The sequence below is a fragment of the Paenibacillus sp. KN14-4R genome (assembly GCF_052180255.1).
Taxonomy (GTDB): Bacteria; Bacillota; Bacilli; order Paenibacillales; family NBRC-103111; genus Paenibacillus_AM.
This window is the reverse complement of the sequence record NZ_CP197466.1, coordinates 2657918-2672911: the sequence shown is the minus strand read 5'-3', so window position 1 is coordinate 2672911 and position 14994 is coordinate 2657918. Positions and strand designations below refer to the sequence as shown.

The window sequence follows — 14994 nt, the reverse complement described above, 5'->3', positions numbered from 1 at the left end:
GAGGAGAATGATGATTTCTCTTACGCGTCTTAACGGTAAAAAGATCATAGTCAATGCGATTTTAATAGAAACGATCGAGGAGACTCCGGATACGATGATTACGCTGACAACCAGCAAAAAGATTACGGTGCTTGAAAAAGCAGCTGTGGTGATCGAGCTTGTACAGCAATATATGCAGGACATTGGCACTGTTCGAGCTGCCGTTTTGTCACATGACACAAAGGAGGATTCTTAATATGAAAAATCGTCTATTATCTATGGTTATTATTATTTTAGTATCGATTACGTTAATCTTGGTTGCCTCTTTCTTTATATGGAATTACATGGATAAAAGTAGTGCGTCTGGAACACCGGCGACGACCGAAGCAAAATCTTCGAAATCACTCAGCACAAAAGAAATGAAAGATAATACCGTAATTGTAAAAGAAATTGCAACTAACCTAATGCCAATTACAAGTGTTGTAAGAATTTCACTAGCTTTTGAATTGGAAAACTCGAAAACAAAGGAAGACTTTGAAAATTTACTTGATTCGCAGGTAAAAGGTACGATTATCAAAACATTAAATGACATGACAGTGGATCAATTACAAGGAAGCAAAGGGAATGATAATCTTATAGCTACCTTGATAAATCGATTGAATCCGCTGCTTAAACGAGGAACAATCAAGCAGATCTCAATCACGGATAAAGTGATTCAGTAGCTTTTCATGGTATATTAAGCTTTACATGAAGGGGGTGACTTCGATGGTTGATGTGTTATCGCAAAATGAAATTGACGCCTTGCTGGCTGCTCTGTCTTCCGGTGAAATGGATGCTGAGGAATTAAAGAAGGAAGAGTCAGAGAAGAAAGTACGAGCTTATGATTTCAAAAGGGCTGTTCGCTTTTCTAAAGATCATATCCGCAGCTTAACTCGGATTCATGAAAATTTCGCTCGTTATTTAACGACGTATTTCTCAGCACAGCTTCGTACATTTGTACAAATTAATGTGGTCCAAGTTGAGCAGCTGCCTTACGACGAATTTATTCGCTCCATCCCTAAAATGACCATTTTAAACATTTTCGAAGCAGAACCTTTGGAAGGAAGAATGGTTCTTGAGGTTCACCCAAACGTAGCATTTGCTATGCTGGATCGCCTGCTCGGTGGGGTTGGTGTATCTCCTACTAAAATTACAGCTTTAACAGAGATTGAAACAATCGTGATCGAACGTATTTTCTCAAGAGCATTTGAAAGTCTTCAAGAGGCGTGGAAGACCATTATTGATCTACAACCAAGACTTGAGGCATTAGAGACGAATCCTCAATTCATGCAGATTGTATCACCCAATGAGACAATTGCTCTTATTTCGTTAAGTACGAAAATTGGTGACACGACAGGGATGATTAATCTATGTATCCCTCATGTTGTAATTGAACCGATCATGCCTAAGTTATCCGTACATCATTGGTTTGTTTCCCAGAAAAAGACGAGAGCACAAGAAGAAATTGACGCCTTACAAACTCGTTTAACAAAAGCGGAGCTGCCAATAATTGCAGAACTCGGTGCATCGCAAATTACGATTAATGAATTTTTGAACTTAAGTCAAGGCGATGTGATTAAGCTAGATAAGTCAGTTGATATGCCACTTGACCTGAAGGTCGGTGAACTTCTAAAATACTTAGGCAGTCCTGGTACGGTAAAAGGGAAGATGGCCGTTCAAATTACAGAAATCGTCAGAGATGAAGGGGTTGAGGAGAATGACGGGTAAGGATTATTTATCACAGGAAGAAATTGACGCTTTGTTAAAACAAACGAATGATACTCCAACAAGCGATGATGTTGACCCTAATCCCTTAGTTGAGAATTATTTGTCCATGCTTGAACAAGATGCACTAGGTGAAATTGGTAACATCACCTTTGGATCTGCTGCAACAGCCCTTTCAACATTACTTGGGAAAAAAGTAGAAATTACGACTCCTCAAGTTTCTGTTATTGCAAAAGAACAATTAATTCGTGAGTTTCCAAGACCACATGTTGCTGTACACGTTAATTATGTAGAAGGATTTAATGGGATTAATTTGCTCGTCATTCAGACCCGAGATGCTCAAGTTATTGCGGATTTGATGATGGGTGGAGATGGACATCCTGCAAATGATGATTTGTCTGAAATCCACATTAGCGCTGTACAAGAAGCGATGAATCAAATGATGGGTTCATCTGCAACATCGATGTCTACGATCTTCAATCGATTTGTCAATATTTCCCCTCCAGGAATTGACATATTAAATTTGCCTGAGGGAGAAGGGAAATTGCCTCAGGAAGACGTATTAATAAAGGTGTCCTTTCGTTTAACGATTGGCGATTTAATTGACTCTAATATTATGCAGCTGCTCCCAATCGATTTTGCTCGTGAGATGGTTACAACTTTAATTGGAGATACGAACGTGCAAGCTGAAGCTCAGCCTGCTCAATCGCAGCCAGTAGTTCAATCAACACCAGAGCCGAATCGAGTTCAAGAGACTGCACCACACACTCCGAATATAGCACCGACGCATAACCAATATAATCAACCGGCTGTACCGAATTTCTCACAACAGCCACCGTATGATCCTGGTTATCAAGCTCCGATGTATCAGCAAACACCAATGCCGACACATCAGCCTGTTGCTTATGGCGGAATGCCTAATCGCAATGTACATGTTCAACCTGCACAATTCGCTGATTTACCGGCAGGAGGTTATGATCAAGTGGATGCAACGAATTTGGGTCTATTACTTGATATCCCACTTAAAGTAACAGTTGAATTAGGAAGAACACATAAAGAGATTAAAGAAATCTTGGAGTTGTCACAAGGATCAATCATCGAGTTAGACAAACTAGCAGGTGAACCTGTTGATATATTAGTCAACAATAAATTGATTGCTAAAGGTGAGGTAGTCGTAATCGACGAAAACTTCGGAGTACGTGTTACTGATATTGTGAGTCAATGGGACCGCATGCAAAAGATTAGATAACTCATTTTAGGAGGACTGTATTTACAATGGCAAACCGAATTTTAATTGTTGATGATGCTGCATTTATGAGAATGATGATCCGTGATATTTTAACAAAGAATGGTTATGAAGTTTGTGGAGAAGCCAATGATGGTGCACAGGCTATTGAGAAATATAAAGAACTGCACCCCGATTTAATTACGATGGATATTACGATGCCAGAAATGGACGGTATCCAAGCATTGAAAGAAATCAAAAATATCGATGCAAATGCTAAAGTTATTATGTGCTCTGCTATGGGTCAACAAGCCATGGTTATTGATGCAATTCAAGCAGGAGCAAAAGACTTTATTGTGAAGCCGTTCCAGGCTGACCGTGTAATTGAAGCTATCAAAAAGACACTAGGCTAATACGTTAGCAAATCATAACTTAGCCGAAGGGAATGTGACCGTTGAAACGTTTGACCGCAAAACTACATATTTTGACGCCTATCGTTGCGGCTTTTTTCGTTTCATTTTCAGCTGTTGCTTATGCAAATGAGGGACAGACCGATGGTGGAAAGTATAACAGTGGTTTAGATAACTTCGTTATGCTGTTGAAAGTTATTGGGGTTTTGCTGTTAATGCTTGCCCTCTTTTATGTAACGATCAAGCTGTTATCGAAGAAAAATCGTTTGACCCGATCTGGCAGGTCAGTTCGATCAATGGGAGGCGTCCCGCTCGGTCCTAATAAATCGATTCAAATTGTTGAGCTAGGTCATTTCTTATACATAGTTGGTGTCGGTAACGACATACGAGTGTTGGATAAGATTGAAGATCCAGAGGAAATAGCTTACATAACTGAAGTCCTTGCAGAACGAACTGCCTCACCGCAGTTTCCTTCTGTAGCTCAGTGGCTTCAAAAATTGCAGAAGAAAAAAGAGGATCCTCCAATTGAGGAGGATTTAACAGCCTCTTTTCAACAAGTATTAGTTGAGAAAATGCAGCATACGCAAAGTCGCAATAAAAGGGTTGAACAAATATTACAGCAAAAGCAAACAGATGCAGATCGGTTGAATGACGAATGAAAAAAAAGAGACTGCTTATTTTACTTACGGTTGCATGTGTCATGATGTTTTCGTTCGGAGTTAGTACTGCTTTAGCAGCCGATACAATACCAGGCATAAACTTGAATATTGGATCTTCTACGGGTGCAGAAGGTGCATCAAGTACAATTTCTCTACTGCTGCTATTAACTGTGTTAAGCCTAGCTCCATCGATTTTGATCTTAATGACAAGTTTCACACGCATTGTAATCGTACTCGGCTTTGTTCGAACATCACTTGGAACACAACAGATGCCTCCCAATCAGGTGCTTGTTGGACTTGCATTATTCCTTACCTTTTTTATTATGGCTCCTACACTTGGTGAAGTGAATCAAACCGCAATACAGCCTTATATAAAGGGTGAAATCAATCAGACAGTTGCACTTGAGAAAGCTGCTATTCCAATGAAAAAGTTCATGTGGGAACATACGCGAACGAAAGATCTTAAACTTTTCGTCGATTATACAAAAGCGGATGCTCCAACTGGGCCAGAGGATGTACAACTTACAACTTTGGTTCCTGCATATGCAATTTCCGAATTGAAATCAGCGTTCACGATGGGATTCATGATTTTTATTCCATTCCTTGTCATTGATATGATCATTGCATCGACCCTGATGGCAATGGGGATGATGATGCTGCCACCGGTTATGATCTCATTACCTTTCAAGATACTACTGTTCATTCTTGTGGATGGCTGGTACTTGGTTGTGAAGTCATTGCTTCTGAGCTATTCATGAGTGGAGGGAATATATGAGTCCGGAGTTCGTAATTCGTATCGCTGGCGAGGCTGTGTTTACCGTTTTGAAGGCAAGTGCACCTATGCTGCTTATCGCTTTGGGTGTGGGACTTATAATTAGTATTTTTCAAGCAACGACACAAATTCAAGAGCAGACACTTGCTTTTGTACCTAAAATTGTAGCTGTACTCCTTGCTTTGCTGCTATTTGGACCTTGGATCATGACGACTCTAGTTGATTTTACGTATGACATTTTAAATAATCTTTATAAATACATCGGGTAGGTTGTGAAATAGATGGAGCTATTTTATCAACTTCTCCCTACATTTCTGCTTGTTTTGTGTCGAATTAGCGCTTTTTTTGTCGTAACACCTGTCTTTTCTTCGCGAAATGTGCCCATGCAATTTAAGATTGGATTAGCTGTGATGATTTCGTTTATCGTGTTTGCAGCAATTGGAACAGATAAACCGGTCCCGCTTGATTGGCAGTTTGTATTTGCAATCATACGTGAAACGTTGGTTGGTGTGCTGCTCGGTTTTGTTGCTTATATATTTTTCACAGTTGTCCAGATTGCAGGATCATTTATGGATATACAAATTGGCTTTGGTTTATCTAACATTATCGATCCGATGACAGGAGCATCTGCTCCGCTGTTAGGTAACTTAAAATTCATGCTTGCTGTGATGTTATTTTTCGCTTTCAATGCCCATCACATGTTATTACAAGCGATTATGGATAGCTATGACTGGATACCGATTATGAATGACACGTTTGCAAAAATGTATGACGGGCAGATATCGACCTTTATCGTCCAAACGTTCTCGAAAGTTTTTGGGTTGGCATTCCAGATTGCGGCACCGGTTGTTGCAGTTTTGTTTTTAACGGATGTTGGACTTGGTTTGCTAACGCGAGTTGCTCCACAGTTTAATATTTTTGTTATCGGTGTTCCATTAAAAATCATTGTTGGTGTTGCACTTGTCGCTATTCTACTGCCTGAGATGTTAACGATTTTTCATGATTTATTCGTGAACATGTTCCGTACGATGGAGAATTTGATGAATGTCATCGCAGGTAAGTCGTAATCATTCATTGAAGTCCTGGTGGGAGTGAGATTAACCATGAAGTCATATGCTTTGGAGCTTGATTTACAGTTGTTTTCTCAAGAGAAAACAGAGCGTGCAACGCCTAAGAAAAGGCAGGAAGCACGTGAAAAGGGTCAAGTAGCAAAAAGCATGGAGCTGCCAGCTGCATTTATCTTATTTTTCACCTTCCTGTTCTTTTTCCTATATGGTGGTAGCATGAAGAATAAGCTCATAGACCTCATGAATGATACGCTCAATAATCGTTTATTGATGGACCTAACGATGGAGAATATACAAGCTTATTTTACAAATTTATTGTATGACAGCTTCATGATTATAGCACCGATCCTTTTACTGACATTAGTGATCGCATTGGTTGCCAATTATGCACAGGTAGGTATTCTGTTTACAGGAAAGCCGCTTATGATTAAGCTGAGTAAGCTGAATCCATTAGAAGGATTTAAACGTATTTTTTCACTTCGATCGATGATTGAGTTTGTGAAGTCTATTTTGAAAACACTAGTCATTGGTATAGTCGTCTATGTAACATTGTGGAGTGAGAAAGATAAGCTGCTAACAATCAGCCATGTCCCAATCGAACAGTCGTTGTCTTATGTTTCGTCGATTACGCTTATGTTGGGAATTAAGATTGGAGCTATTCTGATTGCACTGGCTGTATTTGATTACATGTATCAAAAGTTTGAGTACGAAAAAAGCTTGCGTATGTCCAAGCAAGATATTAAAGACGAATATAAGAAATCCGAAGGGGACCCGCTCATCAAAGGGAAGATCAAGGAAAAGCAGCGGCGTATGGCGCTTATGCGGATGATGCAGGAAATTCCTAAAGCGGATGTTATTATTACGAACCCGACTCACTTTGCAATCGCGATTAAATATGAATCGGGAAAAATGGATGCGCCAACTGTTATTGCAAAAGGAACAGATTACGTCGCACAAAAAATCAAAGAAAAAGCGAGAGAACATGGCATTGTGACGATGGAAAACAAACCCTTAGCTCGTGCTCTATACGCGCAAGTTGAAATTGGTTCATCGATTCCGGCAGAGTTGTTCCAAGCGGTAGCTGAAGTGCTAGCGTACGTGTATAAAACAAAAGGCAAAGGAGCTAGCCGGGAGAGGAGGGCGTAAAGCATGAAAACAAGAGACTTAGTCGTACTTTTAGGGGTTATCGGTATTGTTTTAATGATGGTAGTGCCTGTCAATATCCATTTACTCGACTTTCTTTTGATTATTAACATTTCTGCCGCATTACTAATATTGCTTGTAGGTATGAATACGCAAAATGCTCTCGAGTTTTCCATTTTTCCATCTCTGTTATTGATTACAACACTGTTTCGACTTGCGCTCAACATCTCGACAACACGTAACATTTTATCAGAAGCAAAAGCGGGTTCCGTTGTTGAAACTTTTGGTTCGTTCGTTGCAGGGGGAAGCCTAGTTGTCGGATTTGTTGTTTTCTTCATTCTCGTACTTGTCCAGTTTATCGTCATTACAAAGGGTTCTGAGCGGGTTGCAGAGGTTGCGGCACGATTTACCCTCGATGCGATGCCTGGTAAACAAATGAGTATTGATGCAGATTTGAATGCGGGCATGATTAATGAGGTTCAAGCTCGCGAGCGTAGACGAAATATTGAACGCGAAGCAGATTTTTATGGAGCTATGGATGGTGCGTCTAAGTTCGTAAAAGGGGACGCCATTGCGGGGATCATCATGCTGATTATCAATATTCTCGGCGGATTGATTATCGGCATGACGATGAAAGGCTTCTCAATTGGAGAGGCATTGCAAACCTATGGTATTTTGACGATTGGGGACGGACTTGTGTCTCAAATCCCAGCCTTGCTGATCTCTACCTCAGCAGGTATTATTGTGACCCGAGCTGCTTCAGATGGTAACTTAGGGCATGATATTACATCGCAAATCACCGCTCATCCTAAGTTATTGTATATCGTAGCAGCTACACTTACTTTTCTTGGTATTTTTACGCCGATTCATTGGTATGTCACGATTCCAATTGGAATTCTACTTGCCTATAGCGGATATCGAATGCAGCAAAATCTCGACCGTAAGCAGGTTGAAGACGAACATGCAGTGGAAGAACAACAAATTGAAGAAGTACGTTCACCAGAAAGTGTGATTTCACTCCTTCAAGTCGATCCAATTGAGTTCGAGTTTGGCTATGGTTTAATTCCACTAGCCGATGCTCAGCAGGGCGGGGATTTGCTGGATCGTATTATTCTCATCCGTAGACAATGTGCGCTAGAGCTAGGTATTGTTGTTCCCGTGATTCGTATTCGTGACAATATTCAATTGAGACCAAATGAGTACATTATCAAAATCAAAGGCAACACGGTTGCTAGAGATGAATTGTTACTTAATCACTATCTAGCAATGAGTCCTGGAATTGAGGATGAATCGATTTCTGGGATTGAAACGAAGGAACCAGCGTTCGGATTCCCTGCACTCTGGATTGATGAAGCAACAAAAGAAAGAGCAGAGTTGTCAGGTTACACCGTTGTAGATCCACCTTCCGTTGTAGCGACACACTTGACGGAAGTGATTAAGAAGCATGCGAATGAATTACTTGGTCGTCAAGAAACGAAGACTCTCATTGATAATGTTAGAGAAACATATCCTGCACTTGTGGACGATCTCATTCCAAATGTACTCTCCATTGGTGAGATTCAAAAAGTACTGAACAAGCTGCTTCGTGAAAAAGTTTCTGTGCGTGATCTTGTAACGATCTTAGAATCCTTAGCAGATTACGGTACATATACGAAAGATCCTGAAGTGCTTGCAGAATATGTACGTCAGGCATTATCGAGACAAATTACACAACAATTCACAACGACAGGCGATACGCTCAAAGTCATTACAGTAGGACCATCCTTGGAAAAGAAAATATCGGAGTCTGTACAGCAATCTGATCAAGGTTCGTACTTAGCTCTTGATCCTTCAGCTTCACAACTCATTTACCACAAAGTAAACGAACAAATTGTGAAGATGATGCAATCTGGGCACCAGCCGCTTCTTTTGACTTCTCCTACGATCCGGATGTATTTAAGACAATTATTAGAGCGTTCCATGCAGGAGGTTCCTGTTTTGTCCTACAGCGAGCTCGAACCGAGTGTTGAAATTCAAAGCGTGGGAGTTGTTAATTTATGAGGGTAAAACGATATGTCGTCGATTCGATGCCAGATGCCCTACAAAAAATACGCAGTGAACTAGGTAACGATGCTGTCATATTAAACACCAAGGAAATCCGTCTAGGCGGATTCCTTGGCTTTTTCTCTAAAAAGAAAATCGAAGTTGTTGCAGCGATTGATGAGTCAGTAAGTAAATCAAATGCGGCTGAACAAGCAGCAGCAAATGCTTTTATGGCAATGGTGCCTGCTTTGAAGCCTAAGCCGATAGTCCCGCCTGTTATTATTCCGGATACAAAAATTACTGATCAGCAGCCAATAGTTCCTTCTCCATTATCAAATCCATCATCACAAGAACCTGAGCGATCAGTCCATCCAGTTGAAACAAGCCGAAAACGGGCTGAAGATCAATTATTGATGGAAATGAAGATGATGAAAGAAATGATGCAGAAATTGACGCTTGCAAGCCAAAAGGGGCAACAAATTGATCTTCCCGAAATTGTAAAGCTGTATGAGAATCGAATGATTGATCAAGAAATAAGCACTGAGATCATTCAAACTTTACTACAAAATGTGATCGATGAAAGTGATTCAACAGGAACTGATCTTGACGAAAACTTTATTAGAAACTCCTTGAAATCTCAACTTAAAGCTATATTCCAAAAGCAACAACAAGCAACACTGCATCCTCAAACTCGCGTTGTGCACTTTGTAGGCCCAACTGGTGTAGGGAAAACGACAACGATTGCTAAACTTGCTGCCGAACAGGTTCTTAAAGACCGACGTAAAGTGGGATTTATTACATCGGATACGTATCGAATTGCAGCCATCGAGCAGCTTAAAACGTACGCGAACATTTTGAATGTTCCTCTTGAAGTTGTGTTTTCATCCCAGGATTTGAATAAAGCATTTCATAATCTCCAAGATATTGATGTTATTTTTATGGACACAGCCGGACGGAATTACCGTAATGAGATGTACGTTTCGGAGCTCCACGCATTACTTCAATCTGAAGGACAAAGTGAAACATATCTCGTTCTTAGCTTGACAACAAAATATCGCGATATGAAGGTTATTGTTGAACATTTTTCAAAATTTAAGTTAGATAAAGTGCTCTTAACTAAGATGGATGAGACCGATTCTTATGGTCCAATTGTAAATCTAGTTCATGACTTTGGTCTAACCATTTCGTATGTAACAGATGGTCAAAACGTACCTGATGATATCATTCTTTTTAATGAAGACGCGTTAATTGATCTCATATTGGGGGAGTATTCTGGTGAATGATCAGGCACAGATCTTACGAAACCTCGTACAAAATCAGGGATCCAGTGAGAAAAGAAATACTCGTGTTTTGACTGTGACAAGCGGCAAAGGTGGTGTCGGAAAATCCAATTTTACTTTGAATTTGGCTCTGGCATTACAAGCAAAAGGACTTAAGGTATTAATTTTTGACGCAGATCTAGGTATGTCGAATATTGATGTATTGATGGGAATGACGCCGCAGTACAATTTATATCATCTATTAAAACGACAAAAAACGATCTGGGATATTATTCAAAAAGGTCCTTGTGGGATTGAATTTATTTCAGGTGGCTCAGGTTTTAATGATTTAATTTCAATGTCAGAAGAAGAATTAGACTATTTTACGAATCAAGTAGACCAACTAAATGGCTATGTAGATTTTATTATTTTTGACACTGGTGCAGGGTTATCGAAAGAAACGTTGAAATTTATCTTAGCGGCACAACAAACGATTATCGTAACCACACCTGAACCAACCGCAATTACAGATGCATATGCATTAATCAAAATGGTCCATAGTATGGGACACCAAGTTTCATTTAAACTTGTCATTAATCGAGTCACTGACCACAAAGAAGGCCGACAAACTGCTGACAAAATTCGACTCGTTGCTGAACAGTTTTTGAACTTGAGTATTCCTGCACTTGGCTATGTAGATGATGACATACATGTATCCAAGGCGGTTAAGCAGCAAATTCCATTTACAATTGCATTTCCACATTGTGGAGCTACTCGCAGCATTAATGGGATAGCCAATGATTTTATTTCTGGGCAGTCTCATCTTGTAAGTGGGGAAAGCAATACCAACGGTGTGAAGGGTTTTATCGGTAAGATATTCCGTTTGATGCAAAAATAATCACCTCGCCGCAAATCCAATACTTACATATAAGGGTGAATAAAATGGCACCATTTCGTGTTCTTGTCGTCGACGACTCTGTCTTCATGCGTAAAATAATTAGTGACCTCATTGTAGAAGATGAACGTTTCGCCGTTATTGATACCGCGAAAAATGGTCAAGAAGCAATTGAAAAGATTAAGCTGCTGCGTCCCGATGTTGTAACAATGGATATTGAGATGCCAATTATGAATGGACTGGATGCATTAAAACAGATCATGGCCGAGCATCCGACTCCCGTACTAATGCTAAGTTCTCTAACAAATGAAGGGGCAGCGGAAACCATTCGTGCATTGGAGTATGGTGCTGTTGATTTTATATGCAAACCATCTGGCTCCATCTCATTAGATTTATATAAAGTAAAGTCGCAGCTGCACGATAAGCTGCAAATTGCAATAAAAATGAAATTTAACCGTGCTCCTTTTGTGAAGAATGATGGACCGCGTATTGATAAACCAAATCAGGTATCCATGAATTCAGTTAAACAACAGACAGCTATTTTTAAAAACGAGAAAGTCCATCTTGAACCTAGCTCAGAGTTTGAGCATGTTGTTGCAATTGGAACCTCGACAGGTGGACCAAGAGCTTTGCATGAGGTTCTAACTCAAATTCCTGCTTATTTTGCAGCACCTATACTTATTGTTCAACATATGCCTCCGAATTTTACCAAATCACTCGCGCAAAGACTTGATAACGTTTGTTGCATTCGAGTCGTAGAGGCAACAAACGGAGAAATTGTAGTATCAGGCACGGCATACATAGCACCAGGAGGATGGCACATGCGTATGCGCAAACATTCTTCTAACACTTATCGCATTGAATTGTCCAAGGAGGAGCCACGTACAGGCCATCGGCCATCCGTTGATATTTTATTTGAATCCCTTGTCTCACTCAAGGAATTGAAACGGCATGCTGTATTGATGACTGGCATGGGTAGTGATGGAGCCAAAGGATTATTGGCACTGTTACGAAGTGGAGCAAACACAACGATCGCAGAAGCAGAGGAAACCTGTGTCGTATATGGCATGCCACGAACCGCAGTTATGCTTCATGCAGCCAACTGTATTCTCCCACAGTATAAAATTTCTCAGAAACTTATTGACATCGTACAAACTGATCCAACTACATCTTAGAAAAACGAGAGTCAGCAGCAGCGAACAGATACTTTTGGAGGTGTATAGGTTTTGGAACTCAATCAATATCTATCTATGTTCATTGATGAATCGAAAGATCATCTGCAATCGTTAAATGAAAACTTACTTGTTTTAGAAAATGATCCAAAGGATATTTCCATTGTCCACAATATTTTCCGATCGGCTCACACGTTAAAAGGGATGTCAGCTACAATGGGATTCGAAGATATAGCCTCTCTTACGCATGAGATGGAAAATGTACTTGATCTTGTTCGTAATTCCAAGTTAGACATGGATTCTTTTATTTTTGATTGTATCTTTAAAAGCTTAGATTCTCTTGAAGCCATGGTAGATGACATTATCCAAGGTGGAACTGGAAAAGCAGATGTTAGTGAAATTGTAACGAGCTTAAAATCCATTGTGACAGGTGACTATCAAGTTGAAACGAAAGCTGCAGCAAGTGCTGTAGCGACTTCTAGTGCTGGATCTTTTGCGGATCAAGCTGATCTTACAAAAATACTGGATGAATACCAGTACTCTGTTCTTCTTCAGTCTTTTGATTCAAGTTATAACGTCTATTACGTTGATGTAACTGTTGATGAGGATTGTGTTCTTAAAGCAGCTCGCGCTTATATGGTGTTCAATCTTCTTGAAAACAATGGGGAAATTGTTAAATCGCATCCTGCGGTTGAAGATTTGGAACAAGGGAAATTTGATAATTCATTCTCCCTTTACTATGTTTCTGAGATGGATAGTCCGACATTAGAGAAAACAATCCTGGGTGTGTCTGAAATTGCTTCTGCATCTGTAATGGAATTAGATCGTGCTTCATTGGATGATTTGATTGCACAAGCTTCAGAAGCATTCCTACAAGCTGCACAAGATGAAGTAGCTGCTGCAGTAGTTGTAGAAGCTCCCGGAAAGCCTACTGCTTTCGTAAAAGCTGCAGAATCGAAACCTACAGCTAGTTCAACAACTGGTAATACGGCAGTTGCAAATCGAACGATTCGTGTCGATATTGAACGATTAGATACTTTAATGAACTTATTTTCCGAATTGTTGATTGACCGCGTTAGACTGGAGCAGCTTGCTTCAGAGATCGATAAGAGTGAACTAACCGAGACGGTAGAGCACATGGCAAGAGTAAGTAGTGATTTGCAGAATATTGTTCTAAAGCTGCGCATGGTACCTGTAGAGTCTGTTTTTAACCGGTTCCCAAGAATGATACGAGATCTAGCTAAGTCATTGGATAAGAAAGTAGACCTTATTATTACTGGAGCAGAAACAGAACTGGATCGAACGGTCATAGATGAAATTGGTGATCCTCTTGTGCATCTGTTGCGTAATGCGGTCGACCACGGAGTAGAGACAATAAGTAAACGTCTAGCCTCAGGAAAGAGTGACACAGGTAAAGTTCATTTAAGTGCGTACCACAGTGGAAATCATGTATACATCGAGGTTCAAGATGATGGTGACGGTGTAAATCGTGATGTTGTACTAAGCAAAGCGATTAAGAATGAACTGGTCACGCCTGAACAAGGCGCTCGAATGACTGATTCGGAAGTATACCAACTATTATTTGCATCTGGTTTCTCAACAGCAAGTGTGATATCTGATATTTCAGGTCGTGGAGTAGGACTTGATGTAGTAAAGACAAAGATCCAATCACTTGGTGGAAGTGTGCTTGTTGAATCAGAGCCAGGTCAAGGAACGAAGTTCTCGGTTCAATTGCCACTTACTTTGTCTATTATTGCAGCCATGTTGATTCGATTAGGTAATGAGAAATATGCCATTCCATTGTCCTCAATCGTAGAGACTGCAACTGTAAAGGTGGAACAACTTCGACATGTACATGGCAATATGATGATGGATTATCGTTCAAGCGTGATACCTGTTATTACATTGGGTAGCGTGTTCCAAGTGCCAGGCTACACACTAGACTCCAAAGAGGAAAGTGATGTTGTTATTATCCGTAAGGGAGACAAGCTCTCCGCTATTCTTGTTGATGAATTGATTGGACAGCAAGAAATCGTGTTGAAATCGTTAGGGAAATATTTGACGAAATTGTTCGCAGTCTCAGGTGCTACGATTTTAGGTGATGGACATGTTGCCTTAATCATTGATACGAATGCACTTCTTAAATAGTGAAGGAGGGTTTCTAATGAGTGAGGAAAAGAAAATTATCGTATTTGCATTAGGAAATGAAGAGTATGGTGTTGAAGTTGATAGTGTAAAAACAATTGAACGTATGCAAGCATTAACACGAGTTCCTAAAACACCTGTTTTTATAAAAGGAGTTATTAATCTTCGTGGGGTAGTCGTTCCTGTGCTTGATCTGCGCTCACGCTTTGGACAACCAGAGATCGAATATACAGATCAATCCCGAATCATCATTGTGAATTCAGGTGATATCGAAGTTGGGATGATTGTTGATTCAGCCAATGATGTGATTGACCTGGATTCCGATTTAATTGAGAGTCCACCAGAAATTGTAGGCGGTATTCGTGCGAAGTATTTAAATGGTATTGCCAAAATCAACGATGAGCGACTGCTTGTACTGCTCAATTTGGATCAAGTCTTAAATAAAGAAGAGCTTATACAACTTGAAAATCTCGAGGTGTAAC

The 14994-nt window shown here is 40.1% G+C and carries 16 protein-coding genes; all 16 read left to right on the top strand.

What is annotated here, in order from left to right:
- Positions 1–10: 10 nt before the first annotated feature.
- The 16 genes from ACSBOP_RS12900 to ACSBOP_RS12825 are packed head-to-tail and all read left to right on the top strand — an operon-like array spanning position 11 to position 14993.
- Positions 11–235: a flagellar FlbD family protein gene (locus ACSBOP_RS12900; protein WP_442604469.1), complete on the top strand. Its 225-nt coding sequence runs from the start codon at positions 11–13 to the stop codon at positions 233–235.
- A gap of 1 nt (position 236) precedes the next feature.
- The gene (locus ACSBOP_RS12895; RefSeq protein ID WP_442600939.1) at positions 237–701 is read left to right on the top strand and encodes a flagellar basal body-associated FliL family protein; all 465 of its coding nucleotides are present in this window, start codon (positions 237–239) and stop codon (positions 699–701) included.
- A 43-nt stretch (positions 702–744) separates the two neighbouring features.
- Positions 745–1746 carry a flagellar motor switch protein FliM gene (gene fliM, locus ACSBOP_RS12890; protein ID WP_442600938.1) on the top strand — a complete coding sequence of 334 codons (1002 nt, stop codon included), beginning with the start codon at positions 745–747 and terminating at the stop codon, positions 1744–1746.
- The gene (gene fliY / locus ACSBOP_RS12885) at positions 1736–2992 is read left to right on the top strand and encodes a flagellar motor switch phosphatase FliY (protein WP_442600937.1); all 1257 of its coding nucleotides are present in this window, start codon (positions 1736–1738) and stop codon (positions 2990–2992) included. The genes fliM and fliY overlap by 11 nt, the downstream gene beginning before the upstream one ends.
- A 26-nt stretch (positions 2993–3018) precedes the next feature.
- Complete coding sequence (locus tag ACSBOP_RS12880; RefSeq protein WP_442600936.1) at positions 3019–3381, top strand: response regulator; 363 nt, start codon at positions 3019–3021, stop codon at positions 3379–3381.
- Between the two features lie 41 nt (positions 3382–3422).
- Positions 3423–4037 carry a flagellar biosynthetic protein FliO gene (locus ACSBOP_RS12875; protein WP_442600935.1) on the top strand — a complete coding sequence of 205 codons (615 nt, stop codon included), beginning with the start codon at positions 3423–3425 and terminating at the stop codon, positions 4035–4037.
- Positions 4034–4795 (top strand): flagellar type III secretion system pore protein FliP, encoded by a 762-nt coding sequence (gene fliP, locus ACSBOP_RS12870; RefSeq protein WP_442600934.1) that lies wholly within the window; start codon positions 4034–4036, stop codon positions 4793–4795. The genes ACSBOP_RS12875 and fliP overlap by 4 nt, the downstream gene beginning before the upstream one ends.
- A 13-nt stretch (positions 4796–4808) precedes the next feature.
- Complete coding sequence (fliQ, locus tag ACSBOP_RS12865) at positions 4809–5078, top strand: flagellar biosynthesis protein FliQ (RefSeq protein ID WP_442600933.1); 270 nt, start codon at positions 4809–4811, stop codon at positions 5076–5078.
- Positions 5079–5090: 12 nt separating this feature from the next.
- Positions 5091–5876: a flagellar biosynthetic protein FliR gene (fliR, locus tag ACSBOP_RS12860; protein WP_442600932.1), complete on the top strand. Its 786-nt coding sequence runs from the start codon at positions 5091–5093 to the stop codon at positions 5874–5876.
- Between the two features lie 36 nt (positions 5877–5912).
- Positions 5913–7022: a flagellar biosynthesis protein FlhB gene (gene flhB / locus ACSBOP_RS12855; RefSeq protein WP_442600931.1), complete on the top strand. Its 1110-nt coding sequence runs from the start codon at positions 5913–5915 to the stop codon at positions 7020–7022.
- A 3-nt stretch (positions 7023–7025) separates the two neighbouring features.
- The gene (gene flhA, locus ACSBOP_RS12850) at positions 7026–9059 is read left to right on the top strand and encodes a flagellar biosynthesis protein FlhA (RefSeq protein WP_442600930.1); all 2034 of its coding nucleotides are present in this window, start codon (positions 7026–7028) and stop codon (positions 9057–9059) included.
- Positions 9056–10324 (top strand): flagellar biosynthesis protein FlhF, encoded by a 1269-nt coding sequence (gene flhF, locus ACSBOP_RS12845; RefSeq protein ID WP_442600929.1) that lies wholly within the window; start codon positions 9056–9058, stop codon positions 10322–10324. The genes flhA and flhF overlap by 4 nt, the downstream gene beginning before the upstream one ends.
- Complete coding sequence (locus ACSBOP_RS12840) at positions 10317–11198, top strand: MinD/ParA family protein (RefSeq protein WP_442600928.1); 882 nt, start codon at positions 10317–10319, stop codon at positions 11196–11198. Before flhF ends, ACSBOP_RS12840 begins: the two co-directional genes overlap by 8 nt.
- 44 nt (positions 11199–11242) lie before the next feature.
- A complete protein-coding gene (locus tag ACSBOP_RS12835; protein ID WP_442600927.1) occupies positions 11243–12370 on the top strand; it encodes a protein-glutamate methylesterase/protein-glutamine glutaminase in 1128 nt (375 codons plus the stop codon).
- 51 nt (positions 12371–12421) lie between these two features.
- Positions 12422–14515 (top strand): chemotaxis protein CheW, encoded by a 2094-nt coding sequence (locus ACSBOP_RS12830; protein WP_442600926.1) that lies wholly within the window; start codon positions 12422–12424, stop codon positions 14513–14515.
- Positions 14516–14531: 16 nt separating this feature from the next.
- Positions 14532–14993, top strand: a complete 462-nt coding sequence (locus tag ACSBOP_RS12825; protein WP_442600925.1) for a chemotaxis protein CheW — start codon at positions 14532–14534, stop codon at positions 14991–14993.
- The last annotated feature ends 1 nt before the right edge of the window (position 14994 follow it).